We start from the raw sequence: 13,529 nt of genomic DNA on the forward strand, positions 1-13,529 counted from the left end.
GCTGATTGTGGTGGGCCGTTGAGACAAGACGATGTATCGGTTGGCGATGGAGCCCTGCCTGCAACCTCGTTTGGAAAGGGCTCACTGCGCCGGGAACGGGGCGCCCCAGGGCTCTTCCTCCAGGAGGAGCCCGTTGGCCAGGTAGCTGATGGTTCGGTACCAGCCGGCCAGCACGAGGAACTCCAGGAGTTGGGCGTCTTCGTAGTGGACGGCCAGGGAATCCCAGGCGGGTTGTGAGAGCTGTGCGGTGTCGTGCAGTTCGTCGACGGCGTTGAGCAGTGCCGCATGACGAGGCAGCCACGCTGTGTTGGCTGCGACGTCGATGGCGGTGGTGGCCCGGAGCTGTTCCTGGCTCAGTCCGGCCTGCTGGGCGAGGGTCGCGGCGTGTGCCCCCCATTCGTAGGCGCAGCCGGTGCGTGCGGTTACTCGGGCGATGATGATCTCGCGGTCGATGGCGGGAAGAAGTCCGTGGCCCAGCAGGCCGGACCCCAGGGCGAACATGCGTGAGGCCAGTTCCGGGTTTCGGTGCAGTACCCGGAACAGTGTGAGTGGCTCGTGTGTCACGCCGGGAGGCATCCATCGGCGCAGTGCCTGGTCGACGGGCGCGGGATAGGGCGGGGTGAGCGGTTCGATGCGCGGCACGAGCACCTCCTGCTTCGGTTTTCGAATCACTATGGTGCTTCGAAACCCAAAGCGCAAGGAGGAGATACGGAAGCCGGAACGCCTCGGCCGGGTTCACCGGTACGAGGGTCCGATTCAGGGCGCCCGGTCATGGCTGCACTCGATCTGCTCGGGCGGCGCCGGACGCTGCGCATCCGGTGGGAATCGAGCCAAGCCCCGGCAGGCTTCCAGGAGTTGCAGCGCCGTTGTGAACGCATGTCATCGAGCGTGCTCGGCACCCGGCCGGGCGAGCCGACCGGCGCCCGCGTGCCCACTCTGCACGGCGACGCCTGTCACCTCACCCGGCGTGGCGAGGACCTGGGTGCCGGGCGGAGGTTCCGGGTGCGCCGTCAACCCGGGCCGGGCGGGCGTCAGCCGGCAGGACCCCTCTCGAGCGTCCCGTCGCCCACGGCGTCGGGACGCGAGATGCCGTCGGCGGGCCGCTCGCTGTTGCGGTGCGCCGGTTGCGGGTCGAGCATCGCCGCCCAGCGCTCCGACCACTGGGCGAGGGGGCCGAGTGCGAGGCAGGCATCCCGCCCCAGTGGAGTGAGCTCGTACCGGCTGTCGGGTAGTTGGTGAACCACGTGGGCATCCAGCAGTTCGGTCAGGCGCTGCCGCATCACGCTGGAGGACATGTCGTCGCACTGCTTCTGCAGGGGGCGGAACCCGAGGGGGCCCCCGCGCAGCTCCCAAAGGATGCGCAGGCTCCACCGCCGTCCGAACAGGTCGAGTGCGGCCATGAGGGGGCGACCGGTGGTCGAACCACGAACTGGCTTGCCGGGTTTGGGGGTTGGCATGGCGTGGAGTCCAGCCTCCAAGATTGATGCTTCGGATTCCGAAACGCTACCATCGGAGATTGCTTCGGAAAACGAAACGAAGGGGACGTCGTGGCTCCGCCTGGACTGCTCGGGAACCACAGAAGCTCCTGGTCCGCGGGATCCGCCCAGGACAAGACGCAGTGACCCGTCGGGGAATGGTCGGGGCGCAGCACCACGCCCGACGGTCGGTCGGCCAGGGTCCGCGCGGCCAGGCCGTCCTCGTCCCGGAACACCCGCATCACCGCGAAGGAGAGGGCGCCGGGGGTGCGGTCAGCCGCCGCCCATTCCGCCCTGGGCGGCAATCATGGTCAGGCCCAGCCCGCCGACCGCCCCGGCCAGGTGCGGGGCCTCGTCGGCGAGCCGCTCGGTGAGCGCGGCGATCCGCCCGGCGTGGGCCCGGCGGTCGTGCCGGGACAGCACCAGCCGCAGGTGCCCGTGGGCGGCCAGCGCCGCGAGGACCGCGTCGGTGAACGGCGCCCCGGCGACCGGGGCGCCGCCGCGGACCAGCTCGGCCACCCGCACCTGGAGGTCCAGGGCTTCGCGCGGGTCGTCCATCGCCACCGTCCGCTGCGGCACGACCGGGCCGTAGGGGTCGCGGTCCGCCATGGTCACCACGCCGAGCACCGCGAGCCGCTCCTCGACGGCCTCCAGGGTGTCCTCACGGCCCCGCCGGATCCACGACTTCCAGCTGCGCGGCTGCTCGCCCACCTCGGCGAGCAGCGCGTCCAGGACGGGGTCCCCGGTGGCGGCGCCGGAGACGACCCGCACCCGGCCCGCCCCGTCCTCGGCGACGGCGCCCCGGTGGGCGAGCTCGGCCAGGGCGGCCGCGCGCAGCAGGAACCCGGCGCGGGTGCGGTCCTGCAGGGACTGGGCCCGGGTGTCGAAGGCCAGCAGGTAGGCGTCCAGATGCAGTCCTCGGCTCATGGCACCGACGATACGGCGCGCCGGCCCGCCCGCCATCGGCCCCGAGGACGGACCCGCCCTCCGCCCGAAGGAGCATCCGGCCGGCCGCCGCACCGGGGACGCGTGCGGGCCCCGCGCCCAAGAGTGCAGGTGGGGCGGGGTGCTCCCGGCCGCCGTCCGCTAGGATCCTGCGGATCTTGGTCGAGCGTGTGTCGGGCGAGTGTGTCGGGCAAGTGCGTCGGGCGAGTGTGTCGGGCGGGTGTGTCGAGATGGGTGCGGGGGAGACGCTTTCGTGAGCGGTGGCGGTCTGCGACTGGTGGGACTGGTCGCGTCGGTACGGATCCAGGCGTGCCTGCTGCTCCCCGTGAGCCTGGTGAGCTGCGTGCCGGCCTACACCGGGGGAGCCCACCGGCTGGACCCCGTGACGGGCGCGGCAGTTGCCCTGATCCTCTTCGCGACGGCGTTCTGGGGCCTCCTGGAGGCCCGTCGGCCCTGGTACCGGGAGCGGCTGGAACGGCTGAGCCCGCCGCCGCCGGACGCGCAGACGGTCGCGCGGGACAAGACCTTCGACCTGTTCTCCCGAGGCCTCGCCACGCCCCTGCTCCTGGTGCTGCTGATCGGACTCGCGCTCAGCTACACGACGGGGATCCCGGCCGGCATGCTCCTGGCGGGCATGGCGGGCGCGATGCTCTGGCAGTCCCGGTGGCTGGCGGCCGAGGAGAAGCGGCTGGGCGGCCGGGTCCTGTGCCTGCACACCCCGGTCCGCGTCGCGGCCGACGACCCCAACGGCCCCGCGTACCGCCGGTCCCGCTTCTGGATCGTCCACGAGACCCCCTGACCCCCGCCCGCCCTGGCCCCCGCCGGCCCCGGGCCGCGCTCGGCCGCGCTCGGCAGAGGCCGGCGTCCGCGTCACCCCAGCAGGCGCAGGCGGGTGGCGGCGACGCCGAGGCGCACGCTCTGGCCCCAGGCGAGCTGCAGGGCGTCCGCCTCGATGCCGTCGCCGAAGGCGACCAGGTGCTCGGACTCGACAGTGAGCACCAGCTGCCGCCCGGCCTCCAGCAGGCCGTGCACGTGGCTGGTGCCGGTGGTGGGGGAGGGCCACGCCTCCCGGACGAACCAGGCCAGGGCCGGCGCGCCCGGGGCGGGCAGGGCGGGCAGTGCGACGGGGCCGCCACGCTCCAGCCAGGCCGAGCGGCACCAGCCGGTGGCGCCCGTGCCGGTGCCGACCAGGACACCCGAGGAGGCCTGGGCCTCCGCCGCCCCGGCGCCGTCGAGTGCCCCGGTGCCGTCGGGTGCCCCAGTGCCGTCGGGTGCGCCGTCCGTGCCCAGGCGGTAGCGCGCCGTCTGGTGGCCCGGCTGCCCGACGTACACCTCGTTCAGCGCGAGCAGCCGCTGGCCGTCGTCCGCGACGGCCTCGACCATCGTCCGCTCCTCCAGCGCCCCCTCGCCGCGCGCCACCGCCCGCAGCAGCGCGCCGAGGCCGTCCACGCGGTGACGCACCAGCACACCGGGGTTGCGGCCCGGGTCGGCGTCCACACCGATCACCGGCTGGCCGTCCAGGTACTTGGCGACGTTGGCCACCAGGCCGTCCTGGCCGACCACGGCCACCACGTCCCCGGGCTCGAAGAGGAAACGCGGCAGGTCCGCCCGCTCGACCCGGCTGCGCCGCCAGTCCAGCGGCACGGCCGCCGCCGCCTCGGCGAGCGCCGCCGCCGCCCGGCGGTGGCGCTCCTCGACCTCCCGCGCCGAGCGGCCCCGGGAGGCCAGGAAGAACGCGGCCTGCCCGGGCGTGCCGTGACGGGCCACCAGCTCCTCGTACTCGGTGCGCCGGTGCACCAGCACCACCCGCGGGGCGAGGCTCACCGCCGCTCCCCGCCGGCGCCGAGGCGGGCCAGCAGCCCGGTGAGCACGTCCGGGGTGAGCGTCACGCTGTCGATCCGCGGCAGGTGCTCCGCCAGCCGCATCAGCGCCAGCGCCCGCAGCACCGCCGGGTCGGCCTGCTGGTGGGCCGCCAGCCAGGCGGCCTCCGCCGACGCCCGGGCCTCGCCCAGCTCGCGGGCGGCCTGGGCCTCGGCGGACGCCAGCCGGGTGCGGCGCTGCGCCTCGGCGTCGGTGCGGACCCGGTCGGCGACGGCCTCCTCCTCCGCCTGGAGCCGGCTGTTGGCACCCTGCTGGGCGAGCAACTGCTCCTCGCGCCGGGCGAGTTCGATGCGGTTGGCGAGCTCGTTCTCGGCGATGCCGCGCTCGTGCTCGACGGCCACCGCGCGGCGCTCGAAGGTCGCCCGGTCGGCCTCCTGCTGCACCAGCTCGCGGGCGGGGGTGCGCAGCGCCCGTTCGACCTCGGGCTCGGGGCGCAGCGCCACCACCCGGACGGCGATCACGGCGAGTCCGGTCTCGGTGATCCGGGGCTCGCCGGCCAGACCCTGGGTCATCCGCTCGCGCACCGCGTCCACCCCGTCCGCGAGGGCGGCGGCGAGCGGGGTGCGGGCGAGCAGGCCGAGGGCGTGCTGCTGGGCGGTCTCGGTGAGCAGCGTGGCGAGCTGGTCGAGCGGCGCCGCGCGCCAGGCGCCGGTGTCCGGGTCGATCCCGAAGTCGACGCGGGTGGCGGCGGTGGCCGGGTCGGTGATCCGGTAGGTGAGCGTCGCCTGGACGCTGACGTCCTGGAAGTCGGAGGTGCGGGCGTGGAAGAGCATGGCGAGTTCCCGGTCGTCCACCGGCACTTCGGAGATCGCCGCGGTCAGCGGCCGGAACCAGAACGCCAGCCCGGCCCCGTCGTGGGCGACCCGGCCGCGCCGCAGGTGGCGGATGTGCGCGGTGGGAACGGCGCGCAGGTGGCGCAGCCCGAACCGTCTGGTGATGTCGGCCATCGGAGGAACCCCTTTTCGTCATGACGACGATATTGGGCACCCCCGGTTTTCGTCAAGGTGACGACAAGACCAGCTGCAGCAGCTCGCGCAAGGCCTCGCGCTGCCGCGCGGTGAGCCGGTCCAGCGGTTGCGCCGCGAAGGGCATCCGGGCGCGCAGGTCGGCGGCGACGGTGCGGCCGGCCGCGGTGGCGGCGACGAGTTTGACGCGGCGGTCGGTCTCGTCGAGGCTGCGCTCGACCAGGCCGCGCGACTCCAGCCGGTCGACGATCACGGTCACGTTGGACGGCTCCGCGTGCAGCCGCTCGGCGATGCGGCGCGTCGGGACCGGGCTCTCGGCCGCGAGCAGCGCCTTGGCCTGCAGTGGGGTCAGGTCGTGGGCCGCGGCGGCGGCCTCGGACTCCTGGGTGTAGCGACGGTTGACGGCCGCGAAGAGGCCGACGACCTCCCTGGTGAGCTCATCCGATGAGTCGGGCATGGGGTCCAGCGTAGCCAGGTGCTTGACAGGGTTGAATGTCACCTCACATAGTTATGATTCATATTGGTTATGAACCATAAGCATATGAGAGGCCTCACGATGAGCACCAAGACCGTCCTGATCACCGGCACCTCCTCCGGCATCGGCCTGGCCACCGCCGTCACCGCCGCCCGCGCCGGCTGGCACGTCATCGCCACGATGCGCGACACCGCCAAGGCCGGCGCACTGCTCGCCGCAGCCGAGGAAGCCGCCGTCACCGTCGACGTCCGGGCCCTGGACGTGACCGACCCCGCCTCCGTTGCGGCCTGCCTGGCCGGCCTCGACCGGCTGGACGCGCTGGTCAACAACGCCGGCGCGGGCCACGTCGGCACCCTCGAACAGGAGAGCGTCGAGGACGTGCGCGCCGTCATGGAGGTCAACTTCTTCGGCGTCCTGCACGTCACGAAGGCCGCCCTGCCCCTGCTGCGGGCGAGCCGCGGCCGCGTGCTGACCGTGACCAGCGTCGGCGGCGTCATCGGCCAGCCCTTCAACGAGGCCTACTGCGCCGCCAAGTTCGCCGTCGAAGGCTTCATGGAGTCCCTCGCGCCGGTCGCGGCCACCACCGGCGTGACCGTCGGCGTGATCGAACCGGGAGCGGTGGCCAGCGAGTTCGTCGCCAACGTCGGCCTCACCGCCGACGCCCCGCAACAGGCCGGACCGTACGCCCCGGCCCTGTCCGCCTACCTGGACCGCACCCGCGACGCCTTCGCCAACGCCCAGACCTCCCAGGACGTGGCCGCGCGCATCGTCGACCAGCTCACGGCCGAACGGCCCGCCTTCCGGCTGCTCACCTCCGACGCCGCGCGCGCCTTCGCCGGGACCAAGCTGGGGGACCTCGACGGATCGGCCGTCCAGGCCCTCACCGCCACCTGGGTCGCCCGGTAACGCGCACCCGACGCGCTGCGCGAGGTGCCCGGCCGGGAGGCCGTCGGTCCACTAGGCTCACCGCCAGCCGCCTGACCAGCGGGAACGGCGAAACCGTCGGCGCTGTCCGTGGCGGCAGTCCCAGGAAACCGCGTCGAGAGGCAGTGCGTTGAAGGCAACCGAGATCGTCCCTGGTTCCCCGTGCTGGGCACAGTTGAGCGCCCGCGACCTCCCCGCAGCCGAGCAGTTCTACGGCGAACTGTTCGGCTGGACCGCCCAGGCCGACCCGGACCCGCAGTACGGCGGCTACACGACCTTCTCCCACGACGGCGCGCCCGCCGCGGCCGTGGCCCCGCTGATGAACCCCCAGCAGCCGGTGATGTGGCTGCTGTCCTTCGCCGCCGACAACGTCGACGACACCTGCGAGTCCGCCAAGAAGGCGGGCGCCCAGGTGTGGATGGGCCCGATGGAGGTCGGCGACCTCGGCCGCTGGGCCCTGCTCAGCGACCCGACCGGCGCGCCGTTCGCCGTCTGGCAGACCCGGAGGTTCGCCGGCTTCGGCGTGGTGGACGAGCCGAACGCCTTCGGCTGGGCCGACCTGTCGACCCGGGACAAGGACACCGCGCTCACCTTCTACAAGGACCTCTTCGGCTGGCAGGTCTGGCCGCACGACACCTACCCGATGGTCGGCCTGGCCGACCGGATGTTCGGCGGCGTCATGGCCATGGACGCCTCCATCCCGCCCGAGGTCCCGTCCCACTGGAACCCGTTCTTCGCGGTCGCCGACGTCGACGCGTCCGCGGCGACCGCGACCCGCCTCGGCGCCGAGGTCCTGCACGGGCCCGTCGACGTGGAGATGGACAACGGCCCGCGGCTCGCGGTGATCCGCGACCCGCAGGGCGCCACCTTCGGCGTCTTCGCCCCCCGCGCCGACAGCTGACCCCGCGCCGGCCGGCCCGCTTCCGGCCGGTTCCCGCCCCGGGCCCGACCCTGGCATGTTCGCGCCCGGAAAATAGCAGGTCACAGGCCTGTTCAGAGATACCGGCCGGGTCTAGCATTCCCGTCACAGCAGCCCCACCACCCCCTCGCCGGGCTGCTGAGCACACCGGCCACGCCCCCACGTCGGCCGGTACCTCCCACGGCCGGGACCTCGGGACGCCCCCGCCCCCCGAAGTCCCGGCCGCCCCCGACGGACGGCCGGCAGCCGCGCGAACCCGGCCCCGAACCCGATGTCAGAGCCCCCTCATAGGGTGGAAACAACGTCGGAGGGGCGCCGGAAAAGGCGTCGGAAGAGGCGTTGGAATCGGGGAGAGCCATGTCCGCGAACAGGATCAAGCACAAGGTCAACCACGTCTCGCTCGTGGTCGACAAGTCCGGTTCGATGCGCCAGCACCAGGCACAACTCGTCCGCGTGGTCGACGAGTTCGTGAAGGGCCTGCAGGAGGAGTCCGACCGCCTCGGCCACGAGACCCGCATCAGCCTCTACGCCTTCGACCACGAGGTGCAGAACCTGGTCTGGGACATGGACGTCAAGCACCTGCCGTCCCTGCGAGGCCTCTACCAGGTCGACAACGGGGCGACGGCGCTGATCGAAGCAGGCGTGAAGTCCATCGACGACCTGAAGAACATCTGGGAAGGCTACGGCGAACACTCCTTCCTCCAAGTCGTCGTCACCGACGGCGAGGAGAACGCCTCCGGCTACTCCCAGACCGGCCAGATGCACACCCGCGTGCCCGCCGGAAAGGGCAAGACCGTCCTGCGCACCTGGATCGACCGCATCCACGGCGCCATGGACGACCTCCCCGACCACTGGACCTCCGCCATCCTGGTCCCGAACTCCCTGGCCAAGCGCACCGCCCAGGAGTACGGCTTCCCGGCGGGCAACATCGCGATCTGGGACGCGGACTCCAGCAAGGGCGTCGAGGAGGCCATCGGCACCGTCAAGACGGCCGCCACGAGCTTCCTGCGGGGCCGCGAACAGGGCGTACGCGGCACCAGGAACCTGTTCGCCATGGGCCAGGACCTGAACACCGCCGAGGTGAAGGCCAATCTCGACGCCCTGGACACCGGCAAGTACATCCTGATCCCGGTCGACGAGCAGACACCCATCCGCGATTTCGTCACCCGCGCCGGCCACGCGTACACCTCCGGCTGCGCCTTCTACGAGCTGTCCAAGCGGGAGAAGATCCAGGGCGGCAAGCAGCTCGCCGTGGCGGAGAAGGACCCGGCCACCGGCCGGATGACGGGCCGGGTGTTCTCGGGCCCGGCGGCCCGCCGCCTCCTCGGCCTGCCGGAGTCGGAAGCCACGGTGAAGCCGGGCGACAACCCGGCGTACACCGTGTTCGTCCAATCGACCTCCGTCAACCGGAAGTTGGTGCCGAACACCAAGCTGCTCGTCATCCTGTAGCGGCAGCCGTCACCGCGGCCAGATCGTCATCGCGGGGCAGGCGTCCGGGCGTCCGGGTACTCGTCGTCCTCGGGCCGCGGCGCCGTCAAAGCAGGACCGCTCCCACGACGGCCGCCGCCGCGACGACGAGAAGGGCCACGACGTTGACCGCGGTGTCCGTTCCCACGGAGCGGAGTTCGCCCGCGCGGTCCAGCGTGAACACGGCCGGGTCGTCCGGTGCGTAGTGGACCGTGACCTCCCGGCCGTACGCGCCCGCCGGGTCCGGCACCCCCGACGCGCAGTGGGCGGTGACGGCCGCACCGCCGCGGGCGGTGAACGCCACGACCGGCGTGATGCTGGTGGAGGTGCCGCCCTCCGCGTCGGTGCTGACATCCCTGAGCACCGCCACGACACGGCCCTGGGCGGCGACCATGGCGGCCAGCTTCTCGCGACGGCGGCGCGTGTCGCGGATGTTCCCGGGCAGCCGACAGGCACCGAAGACGGCCCACGGCCCGCCGACGCCGATCAGCGCCCAGGGCCAGCCCCAGTCGACCGCGGCGACGACCACCGCCCCGACGTAGATCAGAAACACCGCGAAGTTCGGCCAGCCCAGCCCGCGGCCGCCCTCCCCGAGGTCGCTCGTGAGCCGGTAGGCGTGCGGTCTCCCGCGCGGGTAGTGGACCCCGACCTCCCGGCCCGTCCACGCGGCGGTGATCGACTCGCCGCACTCACCGTCGTTCGTCACGGTGACCCCCCGACCGGTGGACGGGTCGCGGTACGAGACGACCACCGATATCCCGCCGCGCCGGGAACCGCCGTGCCGGGGCTCCCGCACCCGCTCGATCCGCCCCCGGACCCGGACCGTCCGCTGCGCCCGGGTCATCCCGGCCAGCGACCGCCCGTAGCCGAACAACGCCACCGCGCCGAACACCGCACACCACAACGCCAGATACCCGTGCCAGCCCATCAGCCCTCCTCCTGCCGCTCCGGGGCCGGCCTCCCCACGCACCGCTGCCGGCCCCGGCAGCTCGGCCACGGCGACGCCGCATCAGATCCCCAAGTCCCCAAGTCGCCAAGTCCCCAAGTCACCCCACTGTGCCCGCCCTTGACACCGGCGGACAACCGGCCAACCACTCACCCAACCACCCACCCACCCCACCCGCACGGACCGGCCGCACGGACCGGCCGGCCCGCGGGCTCAGCGTGCCGGGCTGCGCCGCACCACCGTGCCCTGTCCGTCCGCCTCCAGCGAGGCCGTTCCCGCGGGGCCGGTCACGGTGACCCTGATCGTGAGGGAGCCGGTCAGGCGGTCGGCGGCGAGCTGCCAGGTCTGCGTCTGCGGGGAGTCGAGGCCGAGCGTGGTCCCGGCCTCCTCGACCAGCGCGGGCACGCGGTCGTAGGGCAGCGAACGCGGGTCGAAGGAGGGGACGCCCGTACCGCCGGGGGAGTACACGATCGTCAGCAGGCGTTCCTGCACGACGACGGTGAGCGCCTGGTGGGTGGCCTCGCCCGTGGTGAGCGAGTCGACGGCCCGGCGCAGTGCGCCCCGCTCGAGCAGCGAACCGTCCGGGCCGAGGGCGACCGTGCCGGACGCCGACGTCACGACCGTCGTGGAGGACGTCACGACCGTCGTGGACGACGTGACGGAGCCGGACGACTCCGGGGGAGGCGGCTGCGCGGTGCCGTCCGGGCCGAACAGGTCGGCGCGGAAGAACAGGACCACGGCGGCCGCGCCGAGCAGCAGGCCGAGGAGCGTGACGAAACCGCCGGCCCGGCCCTGCTCGGGGTCTCCCGCCGGGGCCGGCCCGGGCGCCGAGTCGATGCGGGCCCCGGCCGCCCGCTCCTCCCACTCGGGTGTCGGCCGCGTCACGATCCGCACCCGCAACGGCCGGTCCGGCGGGTACCGGACCACCAGGACGCCGCGCGGCCGGTAGTCGGGCAGCTCGGAGAGGTGGATGTCCTGCGTGATCCCGACGCGGTACGCGGGCGCGTCCTGCGGTGCGACGGTGAGATCGAACCGCACCGGCACATCGCTCACCTCGCCCGGGACGGCCTCCATGCTCTCGATCACCGCGAGCGCCGTGCGGGGCGCGACGGCCGCCTCCCGGGCACGCCGCGGCGCACCGGCGAGCAGGAGGAGCAGGCCGTAGGCCGTGGGCAGGGCCAGGGCCGTGACGAGCAGCGGGGGGTGCTCGAGGACGCAGCCGACGACGAAGGCGGCGAGCGACACCCCGATCACACCGCCCGTCAGGAACCCCCGGGCGAGGCCGACGGCAGTGTCGTGCGCGGGCGGCGCGTCCGTGGCGGTCGTCATACGGTGATTGTGGCGGTCCCGGGCGGCGGTCGAAAGACGTCGCCGTGTGGCAGGCCTGCTCGGCCGCGGCTGTCGCAGGTTCGTACTACGGTCCTGCCATGGCAGCCGGAATCGATCTGACCCTTGACTGCGCGGACGCGAAACTCCTCGCCGAGTTCTGGAAGACGGCCCTGGGGTACGTGGACGAGCCGCCGCCCGCCCCGTTCCGGACCCGTGAGGAGTGGCTCGCGCAGTTCGACCTCCCGGAGGGCGACGGCGCGGACGACGGCGCCTGGCTCTGCGACCCCGACGGGGCCGGGCCCCGGCTCTGCCTCCTCAGGGTCCCCGAGCCGAAGCGCGCGAAGAACCGGCTCCACATCGACATCCGGGTGCCGGGCCACGGCAGCCCGGGGGAGCGGTGGGCGCGGATCGGGGCGGAGTCCGAGCGGCTGGTGGAAGCGGGCGGGAGTGTCCTGGAGGAGTTCGAGGGGCACCACATCGTGATGGCCGACCCGGAGGGCAACGAGTTCTGCGTCGCCGCCGCGCCAGCCCGGGGCTGACCGGCCGAACCTCGCTCGCCGCACCGCCCGCCGCACCCCCCGCCGCCCCGGATCCCGCGCGTGCCCCTGCGGGCGCCGTCGGCCGGTCGTGTGAAACCCGGGCGGTCGGCGGATGCGGCTCGTTGAGCAGTCATGGCACACGAGACGGACCACGGCGACGGCGACGGTGACGGTGCGGCCCGGGAACCGGTGGTGTGGGCGCTGGTCGTCCGCGAGGCGGCGCAGGGTCCGCCGGTCGCGGAACTGATCGTGGAGGTCGGCGCGGCCCTTCACACCGACCTGGTGGAGGCCGCGGTCGACAGCGGCTTCGTGGTCGCCGCCGGTGAGCCCCCGCCGACGAGCGGCGCCGTCGAGGTCGCCGACGGCCGGGTGGAACGGCTCCTGCTGGTCGGCGGCCGCCAGGGGTGGGAGCCGGGCTCACGGGTCGAGGCGTCGCCCGGCTGGCTGGCGGCGGCCCGGGAGCGGGGCGAAGCCGTGGTGGTCATCGTGCCGCCGCGGACCGGGCCGGCCGGACCGCCCGGGCAAGAACCCGAGGCGCGGATCGACGCGTTCACCCGGTGGCTCGAGGAGCAGCGGGCGGCGGGCCGGGTCCTGCACGGCACGGTATCGGTGCGAGGCGGGCCGTGAACCCAGGGCCGTGAACCCCGTGCAGTGAACCCAGGGCCGTGACGCCGTGGCGCGGGCGGCCGACGGGACCGCGCGACGGCAGCAGCGGGAGCCGACCCTCGGGGGGTCACCCGGCGTGTTCGGCGCACAGGCAGCCGACGCCCTTCTCGATCCACTCCTGTCCGGCCCACTGCGGGTGGCGTTCGATCAACAGCGCCCGGACCTCGGCCGTGATCGCGCGTTCGTCCATCGCCGAGTCGCGCCGCCGCCAGGTCTCGTCGCGCAGCTCGCGCAGGTAGTCGCGGACGTCGGCGAGCACCTGCGGGCCGCCGACGCCGCCGTGACCGGGAACCACCACCCGGTGCCGGCCGGCGGCCAGCCGCTCCAGCACCGCCAGCCAGCCGACCCCGGAGACGTCGGTGTCGTGCGGCGGGAACCAGGGGAAGATCGCGAACTGTCCGGTCTCGGCCAGATCCCCGGTGAACAACACACCGGCGTCGGGTACTTCGACCACCTGGTCGCCCTTGGTGTGGCCCCGGCCGGTGGGCCGCAGCCGCACGGTGCGGCCGCCGAGGTCCAGGTCGTACCCGCCGTCGTAGACCGCGTCGGGGGCAGGCACGCGGACGCCGGCGTCGAGGCGGTCGGCCACCGGCCCGCCGAAGCCGCGGAACATCTCCAGGTAGCCCGGCCCCTTCGTCCGCAGGTCGTCCGCCTGGGCGCGGTTGGCGAGGTAGGTGGCCTGACCGTCGAACACGTGCGCGCCGAGGGCGTGTTCGGGGTGGAAGTGCGTCGTGGTCAGGTACAGCCGGCGCCCCCCGGCCACCTCGGACGCCAAGGCGAGGACCTGCTCGGCGTTGGCGGTGCCCAGGCCCGTGTCGACGACGAGGACGGCCCGCGTGCCGCCGATGATGCCGATGTTGGGGACCAGCGGGATCCCGCGGTTCGGGATCACCAGCAGGTCGGGGGCGATCTCCAGGGCACCGGAGACGTGTACGGCGGGGTCGGGAAGCAGCGTGTCGGTCATGCTTCGATTCCACCGCCCCGGCGGCCCGGCCGTC

15 protein-coding genes are annotated in these 13,529 nt (G+C 73.6%); 6 read left to right on the forward strand and 9 right to left on the reverse strand.

All coding sequences use genetic code 11. From position 1 onward, the window contains the following. Nucleotides 1-81: 81 nt before the first annotated feature. The 3 genes from ACZ52R_RS10815 to ACZ52R_RS10825 all read right to left on the reverse strand — a co-directional run bounded on the left by ACZ52R_RS10815 (nucleotide 82) and on the right by ACZ52R_RS10825 (nucleotide 2,402). Complete coding sequence (locus ACZ52R_RS10815) at nucleotides 82-642, reverse strand: carboxymuconolactone decarboxylase family protein (RefSeq protein ID WP_465615174.1); 561 nt, start codon at nucleotides 640-642, stop codon at nucleotides 82-84. Nucleotides 643-1,031: 389 nt separating this feature from the next. Then, a complete protein-coding gene (locus ACZ52R_RS10820) occupies nucleotides 1,032-1,457 on the reverse strand; it encodes a winged helix-turn-helix transcriptional regulator (RefSeq protein WP_465615176.1) in 426 nt (141 codons plus the stop codon). 291 nt (nucleotides 1,458-1,748) lie between these two features. Beyond that, nucleotides 1,749-2,402, reverse strand: a complete 654-nt coding sequence (locus tag ACZ52R_RS10825; RefSeq protein WP_465615178.1) for a GOLPH3/VPS74 family protein — start codon at nucleotides 2,400-2,402, stop codon at nucleotides 1,749-1,751. 271 nt (nucleotides 2,403-2,673) lie between these two features. Between ACZ52R_RS10825 and ACZ52R_RS10830 the strand changes: the two genes are divergently transcribed. Next, nucleotides 2,674-3,219 carry a hypothetical protein gene (locus ACZ52R_RS10830; protein ID WP_465615180.1) on the forward strand — a complete coding sequence of 182 codons (546 nt, stop codon included), beginning with the start codon at nucleotides 2,674-2,676 and terminating at the stop codon, nucleotides 3,217-3,219. Nucleotides 3,220-3,290: 71 nt separating this feature from the next. Here ACZ52R_RS10830 and ACZ52R_RS10835 read toward each other — a convergent pair whose 3' ends face one another. Genes ACZ52R_RS10835 through ACZ52R_RS10845 form a run of 3 tightly spaced genes read right to left on the reverse strand, consistent with a single transcriptional unit; the run spans nucleotide 3,291 to nucleotide 5,723 of the window. After that, on the reverse strand, nucleotides 3,291-4,244 hold the full coding sequence (locus ACZ52R_RS10835; protein WP_465615182.1) for an NAD(+)/NADH kinase: 954 nt from the start codon (nucleotides 4,242-4,244) through the stop codon (nucleotides 3,291-3,293). Further along, on the reverse strand, nucleotides 4,241-5,248 hold the full coding sequence (locus ACZ52R_RS10840; RefSeq protein ID WP_465615184.1) for an SPFH domain-containing protein: 1,008 nt from the start codon (nucleotides 5,246-5,248) through the stop codon (nucleotides 4,241-4,243). Before ACZ52R_RS10840 ends, ACZ52R_RS10835 begins: the two co-directional genes overlap by 4 nt. A 52-nt stretch (nucleotides 5,249-5,300) precedes the next feature. Further along, nucleotides 5,301-5,723, reverse strand: a complete 423-nt coding sequence (locus tag ACZ52R_RS10845; RefSeq protein ID WP_465615186.1) for a MarR family winged helix-turn-helix transcriptional regulator — start codon at nucleotides 5,721-5,723, stop codon at nucleotides 5,301-5,303. Between the two features lie 99 nt (nucleotides 5,724-5,822). On the opposite strand from ACZ52R_RS10845, the gene ACZ52R_RS10850 reads away from it, so the two are divergent. From ACZ52R_RS10850 to ACZ52R_RS10860, 3 genes are all read left to right on the forward strand, one after another. Continuing rightward, on the forward strand, nucleotides 5,823-6,647 hold the full coding sequence (locus tag ACZ52R_RS10850; protein ID WP_465615188.1) for an SDR family oxidoreductase: 825 nt from the start codon (nucleotides 5,823-5,825) through the stop codon (nucleotides 6,645-6,647). A 193-nt stretch (nucleotides 6,648-6,840) separates the two neighbouring features. Then, entirely contained in the window at nucleotides 6,841-7,566 is a 726-nt protein-coding gene (locus tag ACZ52R_RS10855) for a VOC family protein (RefSeq protein ID WP_465615190.1), read from the forward strand. Between the two features lie 375 nt (nucleotides 7,567-7,941). Then, nucleotides 7,942-9,033, forward strand: a complete 1,092-nt coding sequence (locus ACZ52R_RS10860; RefSeq protein WP_465615192.1) for a VWA domain-containing protein — start codon at nucleotides 7,942-7,944, stop codon at nucleotides 9,031-9,033. Between the two features lie 85 nt (nucleotides 9,034-9,118). Here the strand turns inward: ACZ52R_RS10860 and ACZ52R_RS10865 are convergent, their stop codons facing one another. Further along, complete coding sequence (locus ACZ52R_RS10865) at nucleotides 9,119-9,979, reverse strand: DUF3592 domain-containing protein (RefSeq protein WP_465615194.1); 861 nt, start codon at nucleotides 9,977-9,979, stop codon at nucleotides 9,119-9,121. A gap of 231 nt (nucleotides 9,980-10,210) precedes the next feature. Then, nucleotides 10,211-11,326 carry a hypothetical protein gene (locus tag ACZ52R_RS10870; RefSeq protein WP_465615196.1) on the reverse strand — a complete coding sequence of 372 codons (1,116 nt, stop codon included), beginning with the start codon at nucleotides 11,324-11,326 and terminating at the stop codon, nucleotides 10,211-10,213. A gap of 98 nt (nucleotides 11,327-11,424) precedes the next feature. On the opposite strand from ACZ52R_RS10870, the gene ACZ52R_RS10875 reads away from it, so the two are divergent. Together ACZ52R_RS10875 and ACZ52R_RS10880 are read left to right on the forward strand one after the other, a co-directional pair. After that, a complete protein-coding gene (locus tag ACZ52R_RS10875; protein ID WP_360497336.1) occupies nucleotides 11,425-11,865 on the forward strand; it encodes a VOC family protein in 441 nt (146 codons plus the stop codon). 132 nt (nucleotides 11,866-11,997) lie between these two features. Continuing rightward, a complete protein-coding gene (locus ACZ52R_RS10880) occupies nucleotides 11,998-12,492 on the forward strand; it encodes a hypothetical protein (protein WP_465615198.1) in 495 nt (164 codons plus the stop codon). A gap of 106 nt (nucleotides 12,493-12,598) precedes the next feature. Here the strand turns inward: ACZ52R_RS10880 and ACZ52R_RS10885 are convergent, their stop codons facing one another. Next, nucleotides 12,599-13,495, reverse strand: a complete 897-nt coding sequence (locus ACZ52R_RS10885) for an MBL fold metallo-hydrolase (protein WP_465615200.1) — start codon at nucleotides 13,493-13,495, stop codon at nucleotides 12,599-12,601. Nucleotides 13,496-13,529: the final 34 nt, after the last annotated feature.

This window comes from Kitasatospora sp. NPDC034023, from assembly GCF_055575795.1.